The organism is Latilactobacillus curvatus JCM 1096 = DSM 20019 (genome assembly GCF_004101845.1).
GTDB classification, from domain to species: Bacteria; Bacillota; Bacilli; order Lactobacillales; family Lactobacillaceae; genus Latilactobacillus; species Latilactobacillus curvatus.
The window spans coordinates 595,770-620,255 of record NZ_CP026116.1 but is presented as its reverse complement, the minus strand read 5'-3'; the positions used below and the strand labels follow the sequence as shown (position 1 = coordinate 620,255).

At 42.0% G+C, this 24,486-nt stretch carries 25 protein-coding genes; 22 read left to right on the top strand and 3 right to left on the bottom strand.

What is annotated here, in order from left to right:
• The first annotated feature begins 396 nt into the window (after positions 1 to 396).
• From LCU_RS03300 to cls, 12 genes are all read left to right on the top strand, one after another.
• Positions 397 to 1,698: a bifunctional folylpolyglutamate synthase/dihydrofolate synthase gene (locus tag LCU_RS03300; protein WP_004270682.1), complete on the top strand. Its 1,302-nt coding sequence runs from the start codon at positions 397 to 399 to the stop codon at positions 1,696 to 1,698.
• A gap of 3 nt (positions 1,699 to 1,701) precedes the next feature.
• The gene (locus LCU_RS03295; protein ID WP_004270678.1) at positions 1,702 to 2,352 is read left to right on the top strand and encodes an HAD family hydrolase; all 651 of its coding nucleotides are present in this window, start codon (positions 1,702 to 1,704) and stop codon (positions 2,350 to 2,352) included.
• A 72-nt stretch (positions 2,353 to 2,424) separates the two neighbouring features.
• Positions 2,425 to 3,099 carry a RadC family protein gene (radC, locus tag LCU_RS03290; protein WP_004270679.1) on the top strand — a complete coding sequence of 225 codons (675 nt, stop codon included), beginning with the start codon at positions 2,425 to 2,427 and terminating at the stop codon, positions 3,097 to 3,099.
• Between the two features lie 165 nt (positions 3,100 to 3,264).
• A complete protein-coding gene (locus tag LCU_RS03285) occupies positions 3,265 to 4,269 on the top strand; it encodes a rod shape-determining protein (protein ID WP_004270676.1) in 1,005 nt (334 codons plus the stop codon).
• 158 nt (positions 4,270 to 4,427) lie between these two features.
• Positions 4,428 to 5,288, top strand: coding sequence for a rod shape-determining protein MreC (gene mreC / locus LCU_RS03280; protein ID WP_035186589.1), 861 nt, complete (start codon positions 4,428 to 4,430; stop codon positions 5,286 to 5,288).
• Between the two features lies 1 nt (position 5,289).
• A complete protein-coding gene (gene mreD / locus LCU_RS03275; protein ID WP_004270677.1) occupies positions 5,290 to 5,820 on the top strand; it encodes a rod shape-determining protein MreD in 531 nt (176 codons plus the stop codon).
• A gap of 16 nt (positions 5,821 to 5,836) precedes the next feature.
• Positions 5,837 to 6,508, top strand: coding sequence for a septum site-determining protein MinC (locus LCU_RS03270; RefSeq protein WP_004270692.1), 672 nt, complete (start codon positions 5,837 to 5,839; stop codon positions 6,506 to 6,508).
• 2 nt (positions 6,509 to 6,510) lie between these two features.
• Entirely contained in the window at positions 6,511 to 7,305 is a 795-nt protein-coding gene (gene minD, locus LCU_RS03265) for a septum site-determining protein MinD (RefSeq protein WP_004270675.1), read from the top strand.
• 424 nt (positions 7,306 to 7,729) lie between these two features.
• The gene (locus LCU_RS03260) at positions 7,730 to 8,374 is read left to right on the top strand and encodes an amino acid ABC transporter permease (RefSeq protein ID WP_039098561.1); all 645 of its coding nucleotides are present in this window, start codon (positions 7,730 to 7,732) and stop codon (positions 8,372 to 8,374) included.
• A gap of 12 nt (positions 8,375 to 8,386) precedes the next feature.
• Positions 8,387 to 9,040: an amino acid ABC transporter ATP-binding protein gene (locus tag LCU_RS03255; protein ID WP_056966678.1), complete on the top strand. Its 654-nt coding sequence runs from the start codon at positions 8,387 to 8,389 to the stop codon at positions 9,038 to 9,040.
• Positions 9,027 to 9,833: an amino acid ABC transporter substrate-binding protein gene (locus tag LCU_RS03250; RefSeq protein WP_056966676.1), complete on the top strand. Its 807-nt coding sequence runs from the start codon at positions 9,027 to 9,029 to the stop codon at positions 9,831 to 9,833. The genes LCU_RS03255 and LCU_RS03250 overlap by 14 nt, the downstream gene beginning before the upstream one ends.
• Before the next feature lie 12 nt (positions 9,834 to 9,845).
• A complete protein-coding gene (cls, locus tag LCU_RS03245; protein WP_056966675.1) occupies positions 9,846 to 11,276 on the top strand; it encodes a cardiolipin synthase in 1,431 nt (476 codons plus the stop codon).
• Positions 11,277 to 11,334: 58 nt separating this feature from the next.
• On the opposite strand, the gene LCU_RS03240 is transcribed toward cls, so the two are convergent.
• Positions 11,335 to 12,707 (bottom strand): IS3 family transposase gene (locus tag LCU_RS03240; protein WP_128486093.1). Its coding sequence is split into 2 segments (ribosomal slippage): positions 11,335 to 12,254 and positions 12,254 to 12,707, totalling 1,374 coding nucleotides; the frame shifts between segments, so codons are not numbered across the junction.
• A 66-nt stretch (positions 12,708 to 12,773) separates the two neighbouring features.
• Positions 12,774 to 14,105 (bottom strand): N-acetylmuramoyl-L-alanine amidase family protein, encoded by a 1,332-nt coding sequence (locus tag LCU_RS03235; RefSeq protein ID WP_035186956.1) that lies wholly within the window; start codon positions 14,103 to 14,105, stop codon positions 12,774 to 12,776.
• A 383-nt stretch (positions 14,106 to 14,488) separates the two neighbouring features.
• Between LCU_RS03235 and hisS the strand changes: the two genes are divergently transcribed.
• From hisS to LCU_RS03200, 7 genes are all read left to right on the top strand, one after another.
• Positions 14,489 to 15,781 (top strand): histidine--tRNA ligase, encoded by a 1,293-nt coding sequence (gene hisS / locus LCU_RS03230; protein WP_054644543.1) that lies wholly within the window; start codon positions 14,489 to 14,491, stop codon positions 15,779 to 15,781.
• A 165-nt stretch (positions 15,782 to 15,946) separates the two neighbouring features.
• Positions 15,947 to 16,378, top strand: a complete 432-nt coding sequence (gene msrB, locus LCU_RS03225; RefSeq protein ID WP_004271139.1) for a peptide-methionine (R)-S-oxide reductase MsrB — start codon at positions 15,947 to 15,949, stop codon at positions 16,376 to 16,378.
• Positions 16,378 to 16,896: a peptide-methionine (S)-S-oxide reductase MsrA gene (gene msrA, locus LCU_RS03220; RefSeq protein WP_004271144.1), complete on the top strand. Its 519-nt coding sequence runs from the start codon at positions 16,378 to 16,380 to the stop codon at positions 16,894 to 16,896. Before msrB ends, msrA begins: the two co-directional genes overlap by 1 nt.
• Before the next feature lie 107 nt (positions 16,897 to 17,003).
• Positions 17,004 to 17,852, top strand: coding sequence for a YitT family protein (locus tag LCU_RS03215; protein WP_174795741.1), 849 nt, complete (start codon positions 17,004 to 17,006; stop codon positions 17,850 to 17,852).
• Between the two features lie 114 nt (positions 17,853 to 17,966).
• Entirely contained in the window at positions 17,967 to 18,869 is a 903-nt protein-coding gene (locus LCU_RS03210; RefSeq protein ID WP_056966123.1) for a deoxyribonuclease IV, read from the top strand.
• Complete coding sequence (locus tag LCU_RS03205; RefSeq protein WP_056966120.1) at positions 18,866 to 20,731, top strand: DUF2207 domain-containing protein; 1,866 nt, start codon at positions 18,866 to 18,868, stop codon at positions 20,729 to 20,731. Before LCU_RS03210 ends, LCU_RS03205 begins: the two co-directional genes overlap by 4 nt.
• Before the next feature lie 102 nt (positions 20,732 to 20,833).
• Positions 20,834 to 21,475, top strand: coding sequence for a nitroreductase (locus LCU_RS03200; protein ID WP_056966118.1), 642 nt, complete (start codon positions 20,834 to 20,836; stop codon positions 21,473 to 21,475).
• Between the two features lie 46 nt (positions 21,476 to 21,521).
• Here LCU_RS03200 and LCU_RS03195 read toward each other — a convergent pair whose 3' ends face one another.
• Positions 21,522 to 22,364 carry a pyruvate, water dikinase regulatory protein gene (locus LCU_RS03195; RefSeq protein ID WP_056966117.1) on the bottom strand — a complete coding sequence of 281 codons (843 nt, stop codon included), beginning with the start codon at positions 22,362 to 22,364 and terminating at the stop codon, positions 21,522 to 21,524.
• A gap of 209 nt (positions 22,365 to 22,573) precedes the next feature.
• Between LCU_RS03195 and rpsU the strand changes: the two genes are divergently transcribed.
• The 3 genes from rpsU to LCU_RS03180 all read left to right on the top strand — a co-directional run bounded on the left by rpsU (position 22,574) and on the right by LCU_RS03180 (position 24,484).
• Positions 22,574 to 22,750, top strand: a complete 177-nt coding sequence (rpsU, locus tag LCU_RS03190; protein ID WP_004270806.1) for a 30S ribosomal protein S21 — start codon at positions 22,574 to 22,576, stop codon at positions 22,748 to 22,750.
• A 25-nt stretch (positions 22,751 to 22,775) separates the two neighbouring features.
• Complete coding sequence (locus LCU_RS03185) at positions 22,776 to 23,219, top strand: GatB/YqeY domain-containing protein (RefSeq protein ID WP_004270808.1); 444 nt, start codon at positions 22,776 to 22,778, stop codon at positions 23,217 to 23,219.
• A gap of 293 nt (positions 23,220 to 23,512) precedes the next feature.
• Positions 23,513 to 24,484, top strand: coding sequence for a PhoH family protein (locus LCU_RS03180; protein ID WP_174795740.1), 972 nt, complete (start codon positions 23,513 to 23,515; stop codon positions 24,482 to 24,484).
• The last annotated feature ends 2 nt before the right edge of the window (positions 24,485 to 24,486 follow it).

Below are 24,486 nucleotides of genomic sequence, written 5' to 3'. Positions count from 1 at the left end.
TGTAGCAAAGCACAGGAAGCTGTTGATGAAAACACGTTAAAAAAGAAGTGCGACTCGAGCTGGTTAGGCTTTGAGGATTAACAGTAAAATGGGCATTGTGGCGTTTTTTGCCATGATGCCCATTTTGCAGTTAACCGGAAAAGGCTGCTCGAGGAGCACGTTAGTGAAAGAAGTGTGATTGGTTGCGGGTAGCAACTGAGCATCAATACAAAAATTCCGTTAATTCAGGTTTTAGGATTAACGGAATTTTTAGATTAAGCGGAAGTTGTTGCAACCAAAAGCACGTTAAGGCCACCTTAAAAACTGAGGTGGTCTTTTTGTGTGCGCCAGTTTTTAAGCATCGATTCGCGTGCAATCTATGCTAAAATAGAGACAGTTTGTTAAAGGAGATTGGCGATGTTAGTGACAGATTACGAAACAGCTTTGGCGTATATTCATTCGCGCCCCAGATTACATAAAGAAGCGAACCTGAACCGAATGACGCAATTGTTGGCAGGTCTCGGTAATCCGCAAGAAAACCAACAATTCATTCATGTGACTGGCACTAATGGCAAGGGATCCGTTGTCAAAATGGTCAGTTGTTTGATTGAAGAGTTAGGTTTAAAAGTCGGTCGTTACACATCGCCGTTTATTATGCGGTTCAACGAGCGAATTGTTATCAATCAGGAACCAATCAGTGATGCCGATTTAGTAACTGTTACGCAACAAATTCAGACAACGGTTGCCCAGATTCAAACAACTGACCCCGAATTTGAAGTGACCGAGTTTGAATGGATCACAGCAATGATGTTTCTATATTTCAAACAACAGCAGGTTGATGTCGCCGTTGTGGAAGTCGGAATTGGCGGTTTGTATGACTCGACTAATGTGTTGACGCCGCTGATATCAGTTATTACGTCGATTGGTCTTGATCATCAGGCTCTATTAGGCAAGACATTTGCAGAAATTGCGACTCAAAAAGCCGGGATCATTAAGGCTGGTCATCCAGTCGTGATTGGTCAATTACCAAAAGAAGCACTGACGGTGGTTGAGGAAACGGCAACTCGTTTGAATAGTTCGTTAGCCATTAGTGGCTGTGATTTTTCGAGTGCTGCGGTCAAAACGTTACCTACTTGGGGGCAACAGTTAACTTTCCAAAATGACGCGGTAACGTATCGACAATTACAGATTCCGCTGATGGGGGATTATCAAATTGAAAACGCCGCGGTTGCATTACAAGTATTTTGGTGTTACTTACAGTTGACGCAACAAAAACTAGAGGTTCGAGACATCAAACGTGCTTTAAAACGGGTTAACTGGCCTGGGCGCTTCGAAAAAATCAACGATGAGCCGTTAATTATCTTGGATGGTGCACATAATCCGGAAGGGGTGGCGCAATTGGTTCAGACAACGCGGCATCAATTTAAAAATCGTGACATTTACCTGTTATTCGGAGCGCTTGGTGATAAAAATCTGGATGAGATGTTACCACAGCTCAAAAAAATAGCGACGCGGATGGTGCTGACTACGGTTCCTGATAATCCACGCGCGGCAACAGCGGCCCAATATGCAGCAGTTGATGAGACGATTACATTTGAACCGGACTGGCCGGTTGCATTAACCGAATTATTAGCGGATGTGTCGGCTGATGATGTATTACTCGTAACGGGTTCGCTATATTTAATTAGTACGATTCGCCAATATTTTAAAGGAGAATAGTCAATGACAACTAGAGGAATTATTTTTGATATGGACGGTCTATTGGTTGATTCGGAGAAGATTTATTACCAAGCCAATATTCGGGCCGCTAAAGAAATGGGCTTTGATTTTACACCTGAAGATCACCATGCCATCTTAGGGACCACTGATACGTATTTACGCAATTATTTTAAAGCAAAGCTTGGTTCGGCAACGGCCGCAACAGAATTTATTGATCGTTCATACCGTAACGTAGCAACGGTTGTTGAAGCAGATGGTGTTGCAATTAAGCCAGGGTTAGTCGATTTACTAGATTACTGTGATAATCAGGGGATTAGTCGGGTGATTGCATCGAGCAATTTCCGCAGCATGGTCGATGACTTTATGCAAAGTACTGGCCTACAATCACGGTTTAGTCAAATTGTTGCGGGAGACGAAGTGACTCACGGCAAACCGAACCCCGAAATCTTTTTAAAAGCGTTGGATAGATTAGCCTTACCAGCGCCTAGTGCCCTAGTATTAGAAGACTCACCTAATGGTGTGATGGCCGCTAGTAAAGCTGCCATTCCGGTGATTATGGTCCCTGATTTAATTGCACCAACTGCGATAACCAATCAGCAAACACTTGCGACCGTTGGGGATTTGGCTCAAGTGATTCCGTATTTAGAAAAATAAGCCCGTTAATTAACGTATTGTTAGTTAAACCAAGAAGACGCGTCATGCGTCTTTTTTTGTGGGAGGCAAACAATGGCGGGGAATACAGGACAATTACAACCAAGAGAACAATTAATGCAGTACGGCGCAGCAAGTTTATCGAACGAGCAATTGGCAATCGTCATTTTGCGTTCTGGTAATAGTCACCTATCTGTTGGTGAGGTGGCGCGCAAATTGCTAGCGCATTATCCTGACTTTCGGGATTTAGAACAAGCAAGTTTAACGCAGTTGGAAACACTGGCAGGAATTGGACCAGTCAAAGCGATTGAAATCCAAGCCATCTGTGAATTGAGTCACCGATTGCAAACGCAACGAACTCTCCGGTTTGGTGTGGTCGCATCGAGCCAAATGGTTGGCCGTCGCATGATTGAAACACTAGCGGGCGAAACGCAAGAACAACTGCTAGCTGTTTTTTTAGACGTTAAAAATCAAATTATTCAGATGAAACAGATTTATATTGGCACACTCGATAGTTCAGTTGCGCATCCGCGGGAAGTCTTTAAATTAGCGGTCCGTTATTCTGCAGCAAAATTTATTTTGGTGCATAATCATCCAAGCGGCCAGTTGACGCCGTCAACGCAAGATATTGCCTTCACTAAACGAATTGTCGCCTGTGGTGAACTGATGGGCATTGTATGCCTAGACCACTTGATTATTGGAAGCCAGCAGTATCTCAGTTTGCGAGAAGAGGGTTACTTAGTGGAGTAAAAGAGAACGCTTTTTTCTTTAAGAATCTGTTAATTTTAGGCGAGACCTGTCAAATTTTCTGAAAATCCGTTAACATAGTAGTTACATTGCGTTTTTTATTACGTAAAATTATGATATAATGCCAATGACTATAAAAACGTTTGGTAACTGAAGGAGAGAAAAATAGTGTTCGGATTAGGGACTAGAAATATCGGTATTGACTTAGGTACCGCAAACACACTCGTATACATGGACGGTAAAGACATTGTCTTGAGAGAACCCTCTGTTGTCGCTAAAAATACACAAACTGGTGACGTGATTGCTGTTGGCTCAGAAGCCCGCGACATGATCGGCCGGACACCTGGTAGTATTGTGGCAATTCGCCCAATGAAAGATGGCGTGATCGCAGATTACGATACAACTGCTGCCATGCTTAAATATTTTATCGAAAAATCATTAGGTCGCTCATCTAGCAAGCCATTTGTAATGGTCTGCGTACCAAGTGGTGTGACTGAAGTTGAAAAACGTGCTGTAATCGATGCAACTAAGGTGGCAGGCGCTCGTGATGCATACGTCATTGAAGAACCATTTGCAGCTGCAATTGGTGCCGGTCTTCCTGTGATGGATCCAACTGGTAGCATGGTCGTTGATATCGGTGGCGGGACAACAGACGTTGCCACAATCTCATTAGGTGGGATTGTTTCAAGCCGTTCAATTCGAATGGCTGGCGACAAGTTAGATGACGCGATCATTTCTTACATCCGTCAAAACAATAACTTGTTGATTGGTGAAAGAACAGCCGAACAAATCAAATTCCAAATCGCTTCAGCATCACCAGAACGCGCTAAGGAAATTGAAGCGATGAGCATTCGTGGTCGCGATTTAGTAACTGGGCTACCTAAGACAGTGGACATTCAAGCTGTTGATATTGCTGAAGCCATCAAAGAAGTTGTCACAGCCATTATCGAAGCCATCAAAGAAACACTTGAAGAAACATCACCAGAAATTGCAGCCGACGTGATTGATCACGGGATTGTCTTAACTGGTGGCGGCGCATTGTTGAAACACTTACCAGAAGTGATTTCAGATGCTACTAAAGTGCCAGTCTTTATCGCTCAAGATCCTTTAGACTGTGTTGCAGTCGGAACTGGCGAATCATTAAAGAATATCGATGTTATGAAGAAAAATTAATCGTTCAGTAGAAGTGGGACAAGAAGCGGTCAGCGTTGACGTAGCGCCTAAATTAGTGACAGATTCGGGTTGTGAATCGATTGCTATAGGAAGGACTACTGATCACCGGTTTTTGTCCCACCTTTACGATATTAAGGATGGATGGTGGCGAAGAAACCATGCAAAAATTTTTTTCAAATAAGAAGTTAATTGTGTTATTAATCATGCTAATCGTCTGCATGGGCTTCATCGCAATGTCAGTTGGTTTACGCAATAACAAAAAGAGTCCGAGTTTCGTACGCCAATTTGGCAACGACGTAACGGGCATCACTAACCAAGTCATTAGCGTGCCGGCCAATGGGATTGGTCGAGGGGTAGATGCCTTAACAGACTTGATTAATACGTACCAGGAAAACAAAGAACTTAAAGCACAACTTGATGATTTAGCTCAAACCAAGGTTCAAACCCAAACCCTCAAAGAAGAAAATGCAAGTTTGAAAAAGGAACTCGGCTTAAAAGGCACCTTGACGGATTATACAACCGTTAATGCGTCTGTTTTATCCCGGAATCCTGATAATTGGCAAAATGCATTGGTTATCAATAAAGGGGCCTTAGCTGGACTTAAAAAAGATATGCCCGTCATGTCTGAGTCTGGGATTATTGGACGGATTGTTGAAGTCAACAAGACTAATTCGAAGGTTGAACTCGTTTCAAGTACGGATCAAAGTAGTAACGGATTTGCTGCTGTGGTGAATACCAAAGATGGTAAGCAAGTTAATGGGATCATGTCCGGTTACAATGCTGACCGGAAACAATTGAAGCTCGGGCAGATTAAGACCGATGCGGCAATCGAAAAAGGTGACAAAGTAATCACGTCTGGTTTAGGTGGATTAACCCCTAAAGGCTTGTACCTTGGTAAGGTAGCAGCAGTTAAGAAAGACGATTTTGGGTTAGCATTAACTGTTTATGTGACCCCAGCTGCTGATTTAAACAATTTAACCGTTGTGACTGTCATCAAACGAACGATTGAAGGTGAGTAGCATGGGTGTGACGCGATTACAACGGCGCTATTTATTACCAATCTACTTACTCGTTGCGTTTTATTTGGATGGCGCCATCAGTCATTTATGTGAACAATGGTTATATACACCAGATCATACGTTGATTAGCCGGCTATTTATGCTCGTGTTAGTGGTAACGGCCTTTGTTTTACCAGAGGAACGCCAACTTACGTGGTATGCAGCAGGGATTGGTCTTTTATACGATTTGTATTATACGGGGATGATCGGGATGTACACTTTTGCAGTGCCGCTCATTATCTATACAGTGCGTTATTTAAAACAATATTTACCTGACTCAGCCTTTTTCATTGGGCTAATCGATGTCTTGTGTTTAACATTACTCGAGAGTACGATTTACATCATGAATCGCTTGATTGGTTATGCAACAGTAACACCAGTCGAATTTATTAGTAATGTTTTAGCACCGACAATTGCATTAAATTTGGTTTATTTTGTCTTTTTGTATTTGCCTTTAAAATATTTATTGCTAAAATTAAAATCAGAACGGTAAGGGGTTTGATTTTTCTATGGATGCAGTCACGTTACGAGGACGCAAAGAAGGTTTTGAATTAAACATTGATGCGGGTGCGGATTTCGATCAAGCATTAGTTGCACTAGCGGAATTATTGAATAAGATTCGCTTAGAGCAACCGCAGTTGGGGAGCGATCAGATTGAACTGGAGCTGACCACTGGTAGACGCTTGTTGAATGATGCGCAAAAGCAAGCACTGGCGACCGTCTTTGAGCAGTTTCCAGAATTTAATGGGACAAGCATTCAATCGGAAGTCATGACGATTGAACAGGCTGAGATTGATCGGCGGGAAAATAGTATTCACGTTGAACCCAATGTTTTACGAAGCGGCCAAGAGGTCAATTATGTTGGCGATGTCTTATTCGTCGGTAATTTACACCAAGGCGCAACGTTAAAAGCAACGGGCAGTATCTTCGTACTTGGTGAAGTTGCCGGGATTGTGCACGCTGGTTTTCCAGATAATGCAGAAGCAGTTGTTGCAGGTGATTTATCACACGCGTTACAATTGCGGATAGCAGACGCAGTTGAGATTCTCGATCACAAGAAGACGCCATTTACGGCACAGAGTGTAAGTTTCATCAATGATTTACATGTTATCGACTACGGTGAGTTAACGGATTTGAAACAGATTAATCCAAAATTATATCGTAAAATGAAGGAGCAATAAAAATGGGAACAGCTTTGGTTATTACATCCGGTAAAGGCGGCGTTGGTAAAACAACATCAAGCGCCAATATTGGGACGGCGCTTGCGCTTTTAGATAAGAAGGTTTGCTTGTTAGATTTAGACATTGGTCTGCGTAATTTAGATGTTGTCTTAGGATTGAGCAACCGCATTATTTATGATATCGTGGATGTCGCCCAAGGCCGTGCTAAGTTGCACCAAGCACTGATTAAAGATAAACGTTTTGATGAAAAAATTTACTTATTGCCAGCCGCTCAAAATGCGGATAAAGAAGCGTTAACGCCTGATGAAGTCACCGCCATCGTGAATGAATTAAAAGAAGAATTCGATTTTGTGATTCTTGATTGTCCTGCTGGGATTGAATCTGGCTTTAAAAATGCGATTGCCGGTGCAGACGGTGCAATTGTGGTTGCAACTCCCGAAATTTCTTCTGTTAGTGATGCTGACCGCGTTGTCGGCTTGCTAGAAGAAGAAGAAATGCGGATTGCGCCACGCTTAGTAATTAACCGGATTCGGCGTCATATGATGAATGAAGGCGAAACGATGGATGTTGATGAAATTACCAAACATCTTTCAATTTCATTGTTAGGCATTATTTTTGATGATGATGCGGTTATCAAGACGTCCAATGCCGGCGAACCAATTGTGATGGATCCGAAAAACCCAGCAAGCCAAGGCTATCGGAATATTGCCCGTCGTTTACTAGGCGAAACAGTTCCATTGATGACTTTGAAACAACACAAGGTTGGTTTCTGGGCCCGTCTTTTCGGTAAGCAATAAACATTAACCATTGACTTTTGATGCAATATTGAATAGAATGAATAACAATACATTAAACGTTGAACGGTCCAAATTAATTCTTGAGGTTCAGAGAGCTGATGCGTGGTGGAAGTCGGCCCTTGAGATTAATGGCACAACCGTGAGTTTGATCATCGAATAAAGATGATCCGTTAGCCCGTTATCGCTGTAGTTTTAGAAACTACATAAGTTTAAGCTGCGTGAGCAGTTTATTAAACTGAGGTGGCACCGCGATAAATTCGTCCTCTTGGAGAAATCCAGGGGACTTTTTTTATTGGTCTAAAACTAACTGAGTTGTTTGTTGTGAGGCAAACAAAAATTTGAGGTGGCACCGCGAAATTTAGCCCTCTTTGTGTTTTAAACGCAAAGAGGGCTTTTTATTTTGGACAAATGAGAGGAGTCTGTCATGATTGACTATAGTTTATCGATTTTACCAGCATTATTAAGTGGGGCGCAGATGACGTTGGCTGTTTTTGGCCTAACGATTATTGGCGCGATTCCACTTGGTTTATTATTAAGTTTAGGGTTATTAGCTAAGTTTAAACCACTGCATTATCTTTTAGATTTATATGTGTGGCTGATGCGTGGGACACCGTTATTATTACAACTAATTTTTGTATTTTATGGTTTACCCGTGGTCGGAATTGTTTTTAACCGGTTCGATGCTGCTTTAATCGCTTTTATTTTGAATTATGCTGCGTATTTTGCCGAAATTTTCCGGGGCGGCTTTCAAGCCGTTGATAATGGTCAGATCGAAGCAGCTGAGGTCTTAGGCTTAACTTACCCACAAACAATCGCTAAAATTATCGTGCCCCAAACGGTTAAAATTGTCTTACCGTCTGTCGGTAACGAAGTGATCAACTTGATTAAAGATTCATCGTTAGTGTATGTTATCGGCATTGGGGATTTACTGCGGGCTGGCAATGTCGCAAGTGCGCGTGATGTCAATCTCTTACCACTTTTGCTAGTCGGGATTATTTATTTATTGTTAACAGCCATTTGTACATGGGCATTACGGCGTTTGGAACGCTATTATCGTTATTATCGCTAAGGAGGCGGCAACATGTTTCAATTAGAAAATATCAATCAATCCTTCAAAGGTCGGCAAATTTTGAACGACTTAAATTTATCAGTTGAATCAGGGAGTATTTTAGCGATTGTCGGTCCAAGTGGTGCTGGCAAATCAACTTTATTACGGTTAATGAGTGGGCTTGATCAACCCGATAGCGGACGGTTTATTATTGATGGTAAACCTTACGAACCTAGTAATCGGGAACAAGGGGCGCGCATTGGCGTTGTCTTCCAAGATTTTCGGTTATTCCCACATCTTTCTGTCCTTGAGAATGTGACGCTGGCACCCATCATGGTCAAAAAACAACCCGCTAAAAAGGCTAAAGCAGATGGCGCAAAATTATTACAGCAACTAGGGTTAAGTGCTCAGGCGATGGCTTATCCGTTCCAACTATCAGGCGGTCAACGTCAACGAGTCGCAATTGCCCGCGCATTGGCGATGCAACCGGAGATTCTCTGTTATGACGAACCAACCAGCGCACTTGATCCATCGTTAGTGGCAAGTGTCGCACAACTCATTTTAGATTTGAAACAGCAGGGAATGACACAAATTGTTGTCACCCATGATATTCAATTTGCCAACCAGATTGCTGATCAAATCTTTGAATTACAACCAAACGGGGTTCAACAAAATGATGAAGCTTAAAAAAACAGCATTAATAGCGGCTTTATTGATGAGCATGATTGGTTTAGCAGGGTGCGCACAACGCAATCAGCAGGCTGATCAATGGGCAACGATTCAAAAACGCCAAAAAATAGTCGTCGGGATTGATGATAGTTTTGTGCCAATGACTTACCGTGAGAAGAATGGTCAATTAACCGGTTTTGATGTTGATTTGGCACGGGCGATTTTTAAGGGGAGTGGCATTCGGGTTGACTTTCAGTCGATTGATTGGGATATGAAAGAAACGGAATTGAATAATCAAACGATTGATTTAATTTGGAGTGGTTATTCTAAAACGGCGCAACGGGCAAAACGGGTTGCGTTTAGTGACCCGTATCTGACTAATCGGCAAATGATTGTGTCGCTCAAGAAACACCCTGTTAATCAAATGGCTGATTTAGCCAACCAACCATTAGGCGTTCAAACGGGCTCATCTGGGATGGAACAACTAGAGCGTTATCCTAAACGATTACAGCAAAGAATTGCCAACCATGCACCAATCCTATATGATACTTATAACAATGCGTTTATCGACTTACAGGCCGATCGGATTAAGGGGCTCTTAATTGATGAAGTCTACGCGCAATTTGAAATTAAGTCACGCCACAACGGCAGCGATTTTCAAGCCATCGACAGTCCTTTTGCAGCAGAACAGTTTGCTGTTGGGATGCGTCCGCAAGATCAACAATTACGTCAATTTATCAACCGACGTTATCGGGTCTTACAAGCAAATGGTACGCTAGCCAAATTAAAAGCAAAGTGGTTTAAAGAATAGGATGAATGAAGAATGACAGCAATCATTATCTGGGGGATAGCACTGATTTGGATTGCAAATACAATCGGGGCTGTTATCACCGTATTTCGCCAACAACGTGATATTGCAGCAACCTGGGCCTGGCTCTTGGTATTGATTTTCTTACCAATTATCGGCTTTGTTTTGTATCTATTTTTCGGAAAAAAATTACCGGAAGATCATATGGTCGATTTGAAAACACAAGAACGGCTCGGCATTGATGCCTTGGTGACCTCCCAAAAAGCAGCGTTACGCCAAGCGCAGAAGCAACACACGTTACCGCCAGAAACGCAGAGCTTAATCAACCTCTTCTTAGTATCAAATACCGCGGTTGTGACCCAGGAAAACAATGTAACAATTTTAACGGATTTGAAGGCGGCGTATCAACAGTTGTTAACGGATGTCAATCGGGCGCAAGATCATATCCATCTTGAATACTATGCTTTTTATGACAACGAACACGGGCGTCAACTGGTCAATCTATTGGCTTACAAGGCACTGCGGGGGGTAAAAGTGCGTGTGATGTATGATGCATTTGGGTCGCAACATTTATCCCGGCAGTTCTTTAAGCCATTGGAAGCAGCCGGCGGCCAAGTTGTCCCGTTTTTTAGTTCTCGGTTCCGGTTCGTTAATCTACGCTTTAACTTTCGTAACCACCGGCAATTGGCAGTAATTGATGGCAATACCGCCTACCTTGGCGATTTTAACCAGAATAATCATCACGTTAATATTCCTGCACGAGATACGCGGATTCGGATTACCGGCGATGGTGTGTTATCGTTTCAAGCTCGCTTTTTCATGGACTGGAATGCGGCTACGCGTCAGGAAAAGGTGTATTACAGTCCGCAATATTTTCCTAACTCAGATGAACACGGGCAGACTAGCATGCAACTGGTATCAAGTGGACCTGATCGAGAACTCGATGAGATTAAGTTAGGCTTTTTGAAGATGATTGCTGCCGCTAAAAAACGGCTGTGGATTCAGACCCCATATTTTATTCCGGATGATTCTGTATTGGCGGCGTTAGTGTTAGCCATTAATTCTGGGGTGACTGTGAAGATCATGATGGCCAAACGTGCAAAACATAAAATGATTCATCATGCGAGTTTGTATTACGCTAGACAAATCGTGAAGGCGGGCGGTCAGATTTACTTCTCTGAATCAACCGGATTTAAATCACGCGTAATGTTAGTTGATGGGCAACTAGCAGCGGTTGGGACGGCTAATTTAGATATTCGCAGTTTTAGATTGAATTTTGAAACGACCGCTTTTTTATATGATGCACAACTCGCAACTGAACTTGAACAATCTTTTACGGCTGATTTAAAAGAATGCTTACCATTTACGAAACAACGGATACAAGAGCAAAGCAATCAAGAACGTTGGTCACAGAACTTAGCGCGTTTGTTTGCCCCAATTATGTAAAAAAAGAACCGTCAGATTTAATCTGACGTGAAGTGAACCCCAAATATTGGACGAAACTTTAAGCAGCTTTCTGGGTTGTAAAAATTCGATATTCAATCGGACTTTTACAACCCAGTTTTGTTTTAATTCTTGAAAAATTATAATCATCAATCCAAACCGATATTTGTGAAACTAGCGTTTCATAAGTATCGGTTTCTTTTTGGTAGAAAGCTTCGGCTTTCATAATATGGAAAAAGCTCTCCATTGCTGCATTATCTAAACATGTTGCTTTGCGAGACATACTTTGAAAAATGCGATGTTCTTTCAAGATATGAGTCCAATCTTGATGCTGGTATTGAAATCCTTGATCTGAGTGGACTGTTGTCCGGTATTTTAAATTCTTAGGGATTTTCTTAACTGCTCGATTCAAAACAGTTGTAGTAAATTCAACAGTAGGGTGTTTACTAACTTGATGGCTGAGAATTTCACCTGAGAATAAATCATAAATACATGTGAAATAGGCGCGTTCATCAATTGTCTTGGTTCCCCAGCGAACTTCAGTAACGTCTGTTACTAGTTTTTGATAAGGACGATCAGTGAAGAAACGACGGTTGATCAAGTTCTTAGCAACGGTGCCAACATTGCCTCTATATGAATTATATTTACGAGTACGTTTGTTAAATGCAGTTGATAGTAATTGCAGTTCTCGCATTAAGACAAGTACTTTTTTATGATTTACTAAGATATTCATACGATGTAATTCACCAGTTACACGACGATAACCGTACGCTGGATGATTCTTCTTGATTATTTGGATGGTTTGTTTAACAGATTGGTCAGATGAACCGTTCGGTTCATGACTAATAATGTATTCATACGTACTTTTGGCCATACCAACTATTTTTAGAATTTTTACTAGTTTGTGTTTAAGCCTTAGCTCTTGGATAACTTGCGCTTGTTGTTTTCTTCTTCCTGGACTAAGGCTCTTAATTTTTTTAGGTATTCATTCTCGATTTGTAGCAATTCATTTTCTTCTCTAAGACGTTCTAACTCTGTTTGTTGCCGTTTTTTTGATTGTTTATCAGCTGACATAATTGTTTGCCGTCCTTTGAAACGATATAAGGCATCAGCACCCTCAGTCTCCCAAATATGTTGCCATTGCCAGATGGTCCCGACATTTGAGATATTAAAATGAAGTGCGGTTTTCGGATAAGAAGCCTTATTCGTTTTCATCCATTTTAAAACATTCATCTTAAATGAGCCATCAAATGTTTTTTCGGGTGATAGGACATCTAGTCCTTTTGGGCCAAAGGCCTTATAACGTTGAACCCACGAGACAACTAGTGAGTTACTCTTAATACCATATTTTCTCGCTATTAATTCATAACCTAAGGATGACGTTAGATAATCCTGAACAACTTTTATTTTTAATGTTTTAGAATATTTAGTCAATATAAAAACCCCCGATATTGGATTTTGGTCCAATATCGGGGGTTCACTTCAACGGTTCTTTTTTAGTTATTTGAAATAGTCGGTTAAGCCGGTATAAACGGCATCAGCGACTTTAGCTTGGTAATTAGCACTGCTAATATAACTAAAGTCTTTATCAGAATTGATGTAGCCGAGTTCTAAGAGAACAGCAGGCCGTTGATTATCGCGAAGGACTTGATAATTGCCGTATTCAATGCCGCGATTGTTAAGCGGTAATGTCTTAGTCTGATTGTTGATGGCCTTCGCGAGGCTCATATCCTTACTGCTTGAATAGTAGTAGGTTGTTGTCCCGGATGCTTCATTGGCTTCATTGCTTGAATCAAAATGAACGCTGATAAAGGCATCAGCCTTTAATTTATTGGCAAGAGCAGGTCGCGGTTCGAGATCGACAAAACTATCATTTGAACGCGTTAGCACGACGTTAGCACCAGCCGCTTTTAATTTTTTAGCAATCGCATCGACGGTCGCTAATGTGTAGTCTTTTTCATACTTAGACTTAGTTGAAAGTGCACCGACGTCGGTGCCACCATGACCAGCATCTAAAACAATGGTGGCTTCAGAAAGGGAAGTAGCGCTAGTCTTAACAACTTCATTCTTCTCAGAAGGAGTGACAACCCAACTTGCGACGTAACCGGTATTACCATCGGCATCTTTAACTTGATACCAAGTACCACTCTTATTGATATAAGTTAGCTTGGTATTGGCCGGGTAGCTTTGGGTATATTGATACGAAACATCAGGACCAGTGCGTAGCTTGGTATTATCCAGTTGGGTGGTCACTGATTTAATCGCGGAGCTACTTGTATCAGTATCCGTAGACTCAGATTCAGCGGTTGTCGTTTTTTGAACAGTCGCCGGAGCTTGGTCGGAAACTTCGATTAAATCACTTTGTACCCAACCAACTGCTGAGTTGTATTTAATCTGGCTCCAACCGTTTTGTTGGTATAAGACTGTAATTTCGTCACCTTGATTTAACTTACCGAGTAGTTGACTATCGGCACTACTGCTTTGGCGGACATTGGCAAAACTGTTGGTGACCTTAGCGACTCGGTTTGAAGTGGCACTGACTTCGGTGTTATCGACTAACCAGCTAGCAACCCAGCCAATCTTATCACCACTTAAGCGCACTTGGTACCAATTATTCTTTTGTGAGATAACATTCATTGTTTCGCCTTTATTGGCTTGACTCATGACATCATAAGATAATCCAGGGCCTTGGCGAACGTTTACGACGTTCGCTTTAATCGTAATTTGTTGGTAAGCAGCCAGCGCGTGGGTCACAAAGAGACCGACAAAAACGAGTAATGCTAATATAATAACGGCCGGATAGTGTTTAAACCAGCTCAAAGGTTTCTGCATTTTTTTCAACACCTTTGTTATGTTTTATTAATTTATAAGGTTAATTATAGCAAAAAACTCAACTTTCTAAAGAGTTTCAGCGAAAAAGTTACAAAAAATTCAAGATTGATTGACTTTTTTTTGAAATAACGTTAATCTTATAACAATAAGAATAAGTGATGACCAGTGATAAAGTAAAGGCTAAGCCCCCTACGACAGAGATGATTTCACAGCTGCAAGAAATCAATGGCACGCCGAGACTGCTTTTGAGGTCTGTGTGGTCGCACACCGTTGGCAACAACGTTATATAATTAAGCTAAAATTAAGGTGGTACCGTGCATTTAAGCACCCTTGTTCAACGACAGGGGTGTTTTTTTATTTGGTATCCATTTGGAGGAATGATCATGGGCTATCAAAAGCCAAAAGGAACTGCGGATATTTTACCTGGAGATTCAAACCAGTGGCAATTAGTGGAGAAAACGGCACGCGACGTTTTTGCCCGCTATCAATTCAACGAAATTAGAACACCATTATTTGAAAGCTATGATGTCTTTTCACGGAGTTCAGGCGATACATCTGATATTGTCAGCAAAGAAATGTATGATTTCATGGATAAAGGGGATCGGCATATCGCGCTGCGTCCAGAGGGCACAGCTGGAGTTGTACGGGCGTTCGTAGAAAATAAACTTTATGGGCCAGAACATCAAAAACCTTATAAGGTGTATTACATGGGACCAATGTTCCGTTATGAACGGCCACAATCAGGCCGGCAACGCCAGTTCCATCAAATTGGGGTCGAAGCATTTGGTTCTGAGAATCCAGCGGTCGATATTGAAGTCATTAGCATGGCGATGCGTTTATTACGTGAATGCCATATTACGGATTTAAAACTGGCCATCAATACCTTAGGGGATGCGGAAAGTCGCGCGGCTTATCATGAAGCCCTTGTCAGCTATCTTGAACCACATTTTGATGAATTAAGTGACGATTCTAAAGTTCGTCTACACAAGAACCCATTGCGCGTCTTAGATAGTAAAGATGCTAAGGACCAAGAAATTGTGAAGGATGCACCTGTTATTTTGGATTACTTAACACCAGAAGCAACGGCGCACTTTGAAACGGTTAAGCACTTACTTGAAACATTGCACATTCCATATGAAGTGGATACTGAAATGGTGCGCGGACTCGATTATTACAATCACACAATTTTTGAAATTATGACAAATAATAAGGTGCTTGGTCGCGGCTACACAACCGTCTTAGCCGGTGGCCGTTATAATGGGTTAGTTGAACAACTTGGTGGCCCAGACATGCCAGGGGTTGGTTTTGGTTTAGGCGTTGAACGATTATTATTATTAATGAATGCGCAAAACGAAGCGTTGGTTCCAGAATCTAAACTCGATGTGTATGTCGTTGGAATTGGCGCTGAAACAAGTGCGACAACTCTCCAAATCGTTGAAAAGATTCGTGATACAGGTTTAACCGCTGATCGAGACTATCTTGATCGTAAACCAAAAGCGCAATTTAAAACAGCTAATAAGTTAAACGCCCAAATGGTGATTACAATCGGTGAATCAGAATTAGCTGATCAAACAGCACATGTTAAAGACATGATTAGTGGTGTTGAAATTACGGTACCACTTGCTGAAGTCTATGCTGACTTTAAAGCAGTGCAACAACAGTTAAATCAAAATTAACGCATATAAGATGCCTCAAAAGTAAATTTGAGGCATCTTTTTTATTTGATGGCAGTCAATTCACTTTAATCCTCAGGAAATCCCAGACTGTCAGAACACTCTGAGCATATTTGTCGCTATCTGTTTGTATCTGCTTATAATAATAAACACGAAGGAGTGATGGATATGACAGATGATTTAGAACAACGGTTAACGACGGAACAATATGCGGTAACCCAACAAAATGCGACGGAGGCCCCATTTACCGGTGAGTATGATGATTTTGATGAACAAGGCATCTACGTGGATGTTGTCAGTCATGAACCATTATTTAGTTCGTTAGATAAATATGATGCAGGCTGTGGTTGGCCCTCATTTACAAAGCCAATTGCGCCTTTGACGGAACGCCGGGACCAATCTTATGGGATGGAACGCGTTGAAGTCCGTAGTGAAGAAGCTAATTCGCATTTAGGGCACGTTTTTAATGATGGACCGCAAGAAGCTGGTGGATTACGCTATTGCATCAACTCAGCAGCTTTAAAATTTATTCCAGTCGAACAACTCGAAAATGAAGGTTACGGTCAATATCTAAGCTTATTTGAAGAGGGGGCACAATAATGGCAACTGATACAGCAATTTTTGCCGGTGGGTGTTTTTGGTGCATGGTTCATCCGTTTGATCAGCAACCGGGGATTATCAAGGTTGTTTCTGGTTATACCGGTGGGCATGTTCCTAATCCAACTTATGAGGAAGTTTGCTCGCATACGACGGGGCACACTGAAGCAGTTGAAATTACATTTGATCCCGCGATTATTTCTTATGCGGAATTAGTTGAAATTTATTGGCGCCAAACAGATCCAACCGATGCCATGGGGCAGTTCCAAGATCGTGGCGATAGTTACCGGCCGGTGATTTTCGTTAACTCGCCTGAGCAACGTGCAATCGCGGAAGCTTCCAAACAAGCATTAATCGATAGTGGTCGCTTCAACGAACCGATTGTCACGCAAATTGAGGCTGCCAAACCGTTCTATCCAGCCGAAGAATATCACCAAGATTTCTATAAAAAAGAACCATTTAGAGCAGAATTGGTCGAGGGGACACGCCGTGCTTTCATTCGTGAAAATTGGGCGCATTAATTCCAAGAAATCCTTTAGTATTCACAAATGGTATGCTAGAATGAAAGACATCAAAAGTGGATAGGTGTGATATTCAAGTGGACGATTTAGCTCGGAAACATCAAAATATGGCGAAGATTTCGGCAGCCATTTTATACGGAATTTGTGTGTCGATTGCATTGAACTTTTTCTGGGAAGAAGGTGGCATTTACGCCTCTGGGATTACCGGGTTCGCGCAATTCATTCATACAGTGACGTCGAAATTTATGCCGTTTCTACCATTTCCATTATCAACGTCATTGATGTTATTCGTGTTAAATGTGCCATTATTTATTCTTGCGTGGTTCAAAATTGGCCACCATTTCACCATTTATACGTTTATTGCAGTTGTTTTTTCAAGTGTTATGGTACAGATTATGCCCTTTACACAGCTAACGGCTAATCCGATTATCTGTGCGATTTTTGGGGCGGTAATTAACGGTTTTGGGACCGGGATGGCCTTGAAAAACGATATTTCCACTGGTGGCTTAGATATCATTGGGATTGTACTGCGCAAAAAAACCGGCCGTTCAGTCGGTTCAATCAATATCATGTTTAATGTGGCGCTCGTTTTTGCCGCTGGGTTCCTCTTTGGTTGGGAACATGCGCTCTATAGTATCTTGAGTATTTTTGTCAACGGCAAAGTCATCGATATGGTTTACACGCGCCAACAAAAACTGCAAGTGATGATTATTACCGATAAGTCCAAAGTTGTGATTCAAATGATTCAAGACGAAATGCGGCGTGGGATTACGATTGTCCACGACGTAGAAGGGGCATATAACCGTGAAGAAAAGACGATGTTATTTACCGTTATTTCTCGCTTTGAAATGCATGATTTAGAAATGGTCATGAAACAAGCGGATGACCACGCATTCGTCAGCATGACGGAAGCTGTCAAAATTCTCGGGCATTTCTATGAACCTAAGATTAAATAAGATAACCCGCCATTCAATTGAATGGCGGGCTTTTTTTATGGGTTAGGTTTCGTCTTGCTTTTTGTTGCGCTTTCTGTGACAATCTAGGTAATCAAAATGCATGGAGGTAGTGGAATGTTATTAGGGAGTCACGTTAGTATGAAGGGCAAGCAGATGTTACTAGGGTCAGCGGAGAGTGCAGTTGATTTTGGTGCAAATGCCTTCATGATATATACCGGCGCGCCACAAAATACGCGCCGCAAACCAATCGAAGAATTAAATATTGAAGCAGCAAAACCCTATATTGAAGCTCACAACTTAGGTCCAATTGTTGTTCATGCACCATACATCGTTAATTTAGGGAATACAGTGAAGCCTGAGAACTTCAAGTTTGCGGTCTCTTTTTTACAAGAAGAAGTGTTACGCGCTGAAGCATTAGGGGCCACTCAAATCGTCTTGCATCCAGGTGCACACGTTGGGGCGGGTGCAGATGCTGGTATTCAACAAATTATCAAAGGATTAAACGAAATTTTACGACCTGATCAAACCGCCCAAATTGCCTTAGAAACCATGGCAGGTAAAGGAACCGAAGTCGGGCGGTCATTTGAAGAACTTGCACAGATGATCGATGGCGTGACTTACAATGAAAAGTTATCAGTGACGTTTGATACTTGTCATACAAATGATGCCGGATATAATGTGCGTGAAGATTTTGACGGCGTTTTGAATGAATTCGATCACATTATCGGTTTGGACCGCTTAAAAGTTGTTCATTTAAACGATTCTAAGAACCCACAAGGCGCACACAAAGATCGTCATGCCAATATTGGTTTTGGTGAAATCGGATTTGATGCGCTAAACCATGTCTTACAGCATGAACAACTCGTTAATGTGCCTAAAATTCTAGAAACCCCATATGTTGGCGAAGATAAGAAGCATAACTTTGCACCATATGCGTATGAAATTGCGATGCTCAAAGCGGGGCAATTCGACCCTGATTTATTAACGAAGGTTGAGCAGAACGAAGGCAAACTATGAATTTAAAACGAACTAAGTTTGGTATTTTTATCTTAATAGCGGCGTTTTGGACCTTTATTTTTAGCCAGCCAGTCCAGGCTGCCGATACCTATGACATCAGTCGTTATCAGGTAAACGTTGATGTACAACCTGATGGGAGTGCTCAGGTCGAACAAAAAACGGTGTTTGATATCCAAGATGATATCCATGGGGTCTATATCAACCAGAATCTCCAAACAAACGTTGGTCAACCAAAGAAGTTGGTTAACCCGCAAGTCGCAGTTAATGGTCATCCGTTTAGTCAAAGTGAATCAGGTACTGAAGGCACCTATAGCTTAACTGATGCACAACAAAATTATCGGTTCAAACTATACCAAACTGCACAAGATGGCAATCAATTAGCGGTTACTTTGAAATATCAGTTACAAAATCTGATTATTAATTATCGTGATACGGCGGAATTGAATTGGAAAGTGATTGGCGATGCGTGGGATAGTGACTTACAAAACGTTCAAGTGGTAATACAATTACCTACCACATTCAAAAAAGCAGACCTCAAATCATGGACGCACGGCAATTTAGATGGGCAACAAGTCGTTGAACCCGATAAAGGCCGGGTAACAATTAAACTCGCTAATAATCCAGCAAACCAATTTGTCGAAAGCCATATTATTTTTCCAACGGCGGTGACTGCGGCGAATCCGAATCAGATTGATCAATCACGTCGGGAAGCCATTATCAAACAAGAAGCGCGTTTGGCGCAACAAGCTAATCAAGAACGCAAAGCACAAAAACGCCGTTATTGGCTTTTATCTATAGGAGCAGTGGTCTTAGCGCCCGGCATGTTCTTGTTAATTTTACGTAAAATTCGAAAAACGCTTCCTGTGATGACTTATACTGGACAGGCACCAGAACACGTCTATGATTTACCAGATGAAAATGGGCCTGCGGTTGTGCGTCAGTTGTTGGCATTACCAATTACGGAGACAGCAGGGGCGGAGAGCTTATCCGCAACGATTCTAGACTTAGTTGCTCGAAAGAATCTAACAATTGATGTTCAGGAACCAAAGAAGGAACTATTCCATAAAAAAACGCCGCAATTTTCATTAACGCTCGTCAATCGCAATCAGTTATCACATTCAGAAAAGAAGTTAGTTAGCTGGCTATTTGATGTGATTGGTGATGGGCAGCATGTCAGTCTATTTGAGATTGAGAAATATCCAAAACGGCATAGTGCAAAACTGTTCAATCAACATTACCATGGGTGGCAAACAGCAGTGGCGACTGAAGCAAGTCGTAGCGGGTGGTTACGAGAACACATCGCTGAGTTAATGACCAGTTTGAATTATTGGTTAATCGGCCTTGGCGCCCTATTTTTAATTTTGATTTTTGGTGCTTTGATTGGCTTAGTTGCTTGGTGGACGCTCATTCCGATGGGGCTTGTCTTCATTTTAACCGTCTGGCGTAGATTTAATTTGCAACTATGGACGCAATTGGGTTACGAAAAACGGGGCGAATGGCAAGGCTTTAAACAAATGCTAAAGGATATTTCGACACTCGATATGGCGAATGTCCCAGATGTACTATTGTGGGATCGATATTTGAGTTATGCAACGGCCTTCGGGATTGCTGATAAGGTCGTTAAAGCTTTGAAGATTCGATTGACGCCGGAACAACTTCAAACAATGCCTCTGGGTTATTATTATTACTACGGGTATACTGGGGGGTTGAACATCGGTCAATCCTTTACAACAGCTCTCAATAGTAGTGTTGGCAGTGCGGTCAGTGCTGCTAATCCAACAAGTGTTAGTGGTGGTTCTGGCGGCTTTTCAGGCGGCTCATCAGGCGGTTTCGGTGGCGGTTCCGGTGGTGGGACTTTCTAGTCCAATCAAATGATTAGGTGAAACGCCAACACACTGGTATTATGAGCGTTATTAAAATGTAATTAACGCGCTAAATAAGTGTTAGTTGGAGGAGGAAAGCACATGGAGTTTAACGATGTGGTTAATCACCGCAAGGCAATTCGGTCATTTGACCCAAACAAACCGATCTCGGATGAATTAATCGAAAAAATAATGGTGTCCGCCCAACGAACACCGTCGTGGACGAATTCACAACCTTGGAAAGTCTATGTAGCGACGGGTGAAACGTTAGCCGATCATTTAGAACGAACGGGAAACCGGATGAAAGGCTACTCTGATTTAAACGTGATTCACCGGACAGACTGGGGACCGTTAATGGCTGAGAACAGTCGCGTGTGGAATGATGAAATCAGTGCCTATCTTGGCGAAGACGGGTTAGCGAATTTTAGCGATTTACAACGCCATCTGTTCAACGCGCCCGCCGTGACTTACTTGACGGTTGAGCGCAAAGTTTCGCCATGGATGATTTATGACATGGGGGCTTTTAGTCAGTCGATTCTGTTAGCCGCGGCTAACGAACAAGTTGATACAATTCCTGCCTATGAAACGGCCAAGTATCCAGATGCGGTCCGCAAAGCAATGGGTATTCCGGAAAATGAACTGTTGATTGGTGGGATTGCCATGGGGTACCGTAGTGAAGGGATGATTAATGCGTTTCATTCGCAGCGTAGTTCGGTTGCGAGTTTTTTAACGATTAAACATTAACAAATTAAAAAAGCGTTCAAATCGATTTCAGATTTGAACGCTTTTTTTAATTGACGTGATCGTTCGCACTGCCCGCAAAATCGAGGCCCATGCGTTCAAGAATAATTGTGGCAGTTTCTTCGATCGAACGGTTGGCAACATTAATCACTTGGCAACCAATCTTATCATACAGGTCTTGGGCGAAAGCCAATTCAGCTTTAATTTCGCCCATGTCTGAATAAGTGGTATCAGGATTTAACCCATAAGCAATCATCCGTTCCCGGCGAATGTTATTGAGGACTTCTGGTGTATTCATCAGGCCGATAATTTTCTTAGGATCAACCCGCCAGATTTCGTCTGGAATGTGCGCTTGTGGCACGATTGGTAAGTTGGCAACCTTGATATTCCGATTGGCTAAAAAGAGCGACAGCGGCGTCTTAGACGTTCTAGAAACACCGAGCAACACGATATCTGCTTCTAAGAAACCGTGGGGGTCTTTACCATCATCGTACATAACAGCAAATTCCATCGCTGAAATGCGATCAAAATAACGATCGTTCAAATGATGTAGTGCCCCAGCTTCACCAGTTGGCGTGCTGTTGGTTTTAGCAGTAATCATTTGTGTCATTGGTGACATCATGTCGAAACTGGCAATTTTTTTCGCTTGGCAATAGGTTTCGGCGATTTCAGAAAGACCGTTAGTGGCTAATGTATGGACCACAATTGTTTCTTCAGGAACCGCTTTGCTTAAGACGTCCATGAGTTTCTCTTGCGTGTGAACGAAGGGGAAGCGGACGAGATCAGGTTTAACGTCCGGAAATTGGGCGAGCGCTGCTTGTGCTAATTGGAGGGCGGTTTGGCCGACTGAGTCCGAAAGCACAAAAACGGTTAATGGTTTAGATTCTGGCATAAGGCATGCTCCTTTATTCACTTTTATAGCGCTATCATACCATAATTATCGAAAAAATCGCTAGATTTGAAAAAATATTCAATTAATTCCCTGTGGGTTATTGACCGTATTTTCAACATTCGCTATAATAGCAAAGAACGGTTCACGTGAAGTTAAATTTTTAACGAACGTAAACGGTTATACTTAGCACGCGAGGGGAGGGATATCATATGGGCAAGACAGTCGTTCGCAGTAACGAATCTCTAGATGATGCTCTTCGTCGCTTCAAGCGTTCCGTATCAAAAGCTGGTACAATACAAGAATATCGTAAACGTGAATTTTACGAGAAACCAAGTGTAAAACGTAAGTTGAAATCAGAAGCTGCAAGAAAACGTAAGAAGTTCTAATTTCTTAGATAAAGGAAATGATTGAATGAGTTTACTTGAACAACTAAGTTCTGATTTGAAAACGGCGATGAAGGCCAAAGATAAGTTGCGATTAGCTGTTATTCGGAGTTTAAAGACCGCTTTAACTAACGCCAAAATTAGTGCGGGGCAAGACTTATCTTCTGACGAAGAATTAAGTGTACTATCATCACAACTTAAGCAACGTAAGGATTCATTAGCTGAGTTTGAAAAGGGCGATCGTGCAGATCTCGCTGAACAAACAAAAGCAGAAATTGAAATCGTACAAGCTTATTTACCAGAGCAGCTAGATGAAGCAGCAGTGGTCACCATTGTTGACGAAGCAATGCAGGCTACTGGTGCGACAAGTAAGGCTGACTTTGGCAAGGTGATGCAATATGTCATGCCTAAGGTCAAAGGACGAGCTGATGGCGCTATGGTCAATCAAGTCGTTAAATCAAAATTAAGTTAATTTTAGGCGGGACTTCCTCTGGGGAGTCCCGCTTTTTTTTTATGGTCGTTAATTCAGATTTTGATAATTGACCATAAATTCGTGAATTAGCGCGGCTGGCTACTTTTAAAACGGTTGTTGTTTGTGATAGAATGATGGTAGTTTTCATTCTAAAACAAATGAAGTTGAAACGTGCGGTTGCAACTTGATTCTTCACTTTACGACGTGTAGTTAATAATCGACTAAAGTCGTTTATTTTCTGGGCTAGATAATACTCAGAATCAGTTGCAGTCACACTCTGGAAGGAGTTATCTTTGTTGGCTGAAACAGATGAGCGTTTATTTCAATTGGCAACGCCAAATTTAGCGGCCGCTTTAATGGGCACACACGATACTTTTTTAAAAATCATCGAGGAAAGCTTATCTGTCGAACTGATTGCGTTTGACGAGCATATTACCATTCGCGGCGAACAACCAGCAGTTGACCAAGCCGCTTCTGTTTTAGAAAACTTAGTGGCGCTGTTACAACATGGCATTAAGCTCAATAGTAGTGATGTGGTGAGTGCGACGAAGATGGCCCAAAAAGGCACGATTGCTGGTTTCCAAGAACTTTACACGGAGCCATTAATCAAGGATCGTAAAGGGCAGCATATTCGCGTGAAGACATTCGGTCAACGTCAATACGTGAATGCGATTCGTCAAAACGATGTCACGTTTGGGATTGGCCCCGCCGGAACGGGGAAAACATTCTTAGCCGTTGTCATGGCCGTTGCGGCGTTGAAACAAGGATTAGTCGAACGGATCATTTTAACGCGTCCTGCGGTTGAAGCTGGTGAGAGTTTAGGCTTTTTACCAGGTGATCTAAAGGAAAAGGTGGACCCTTATTTACGACCGATTTATGATGCATTGTATGCCGTTTTGGGTAAAGAACATACTGAACGTTTGTTAGAGCGTGGTGTCATTGAGATTGCACCGCTTGCGTATATGCGTGGCCGAACACTAGAAGAAGCTTTCGTTATTTTGGACGAAGCCCAGAATACAACGCCTGCTCAGATGAAGATGTTCTTAACGCGACTTGGGTTTAACTCGAAGATGATTGTCAACGGCGATATTAGCCAGATTGACTTACCTAAGAAAACAATGAGCGGCTTGGTGCAAGCTGAACATATTTTGCACGATATTCCTAAGATTGCTTTCGTACAGTTCAGTTCAGAAGATGTGGTACGGCACCCAGTTGTTGCTAAGATTATTAACGCCTATGCGGCGATTGAAAAGATGAGAAAGTAGGA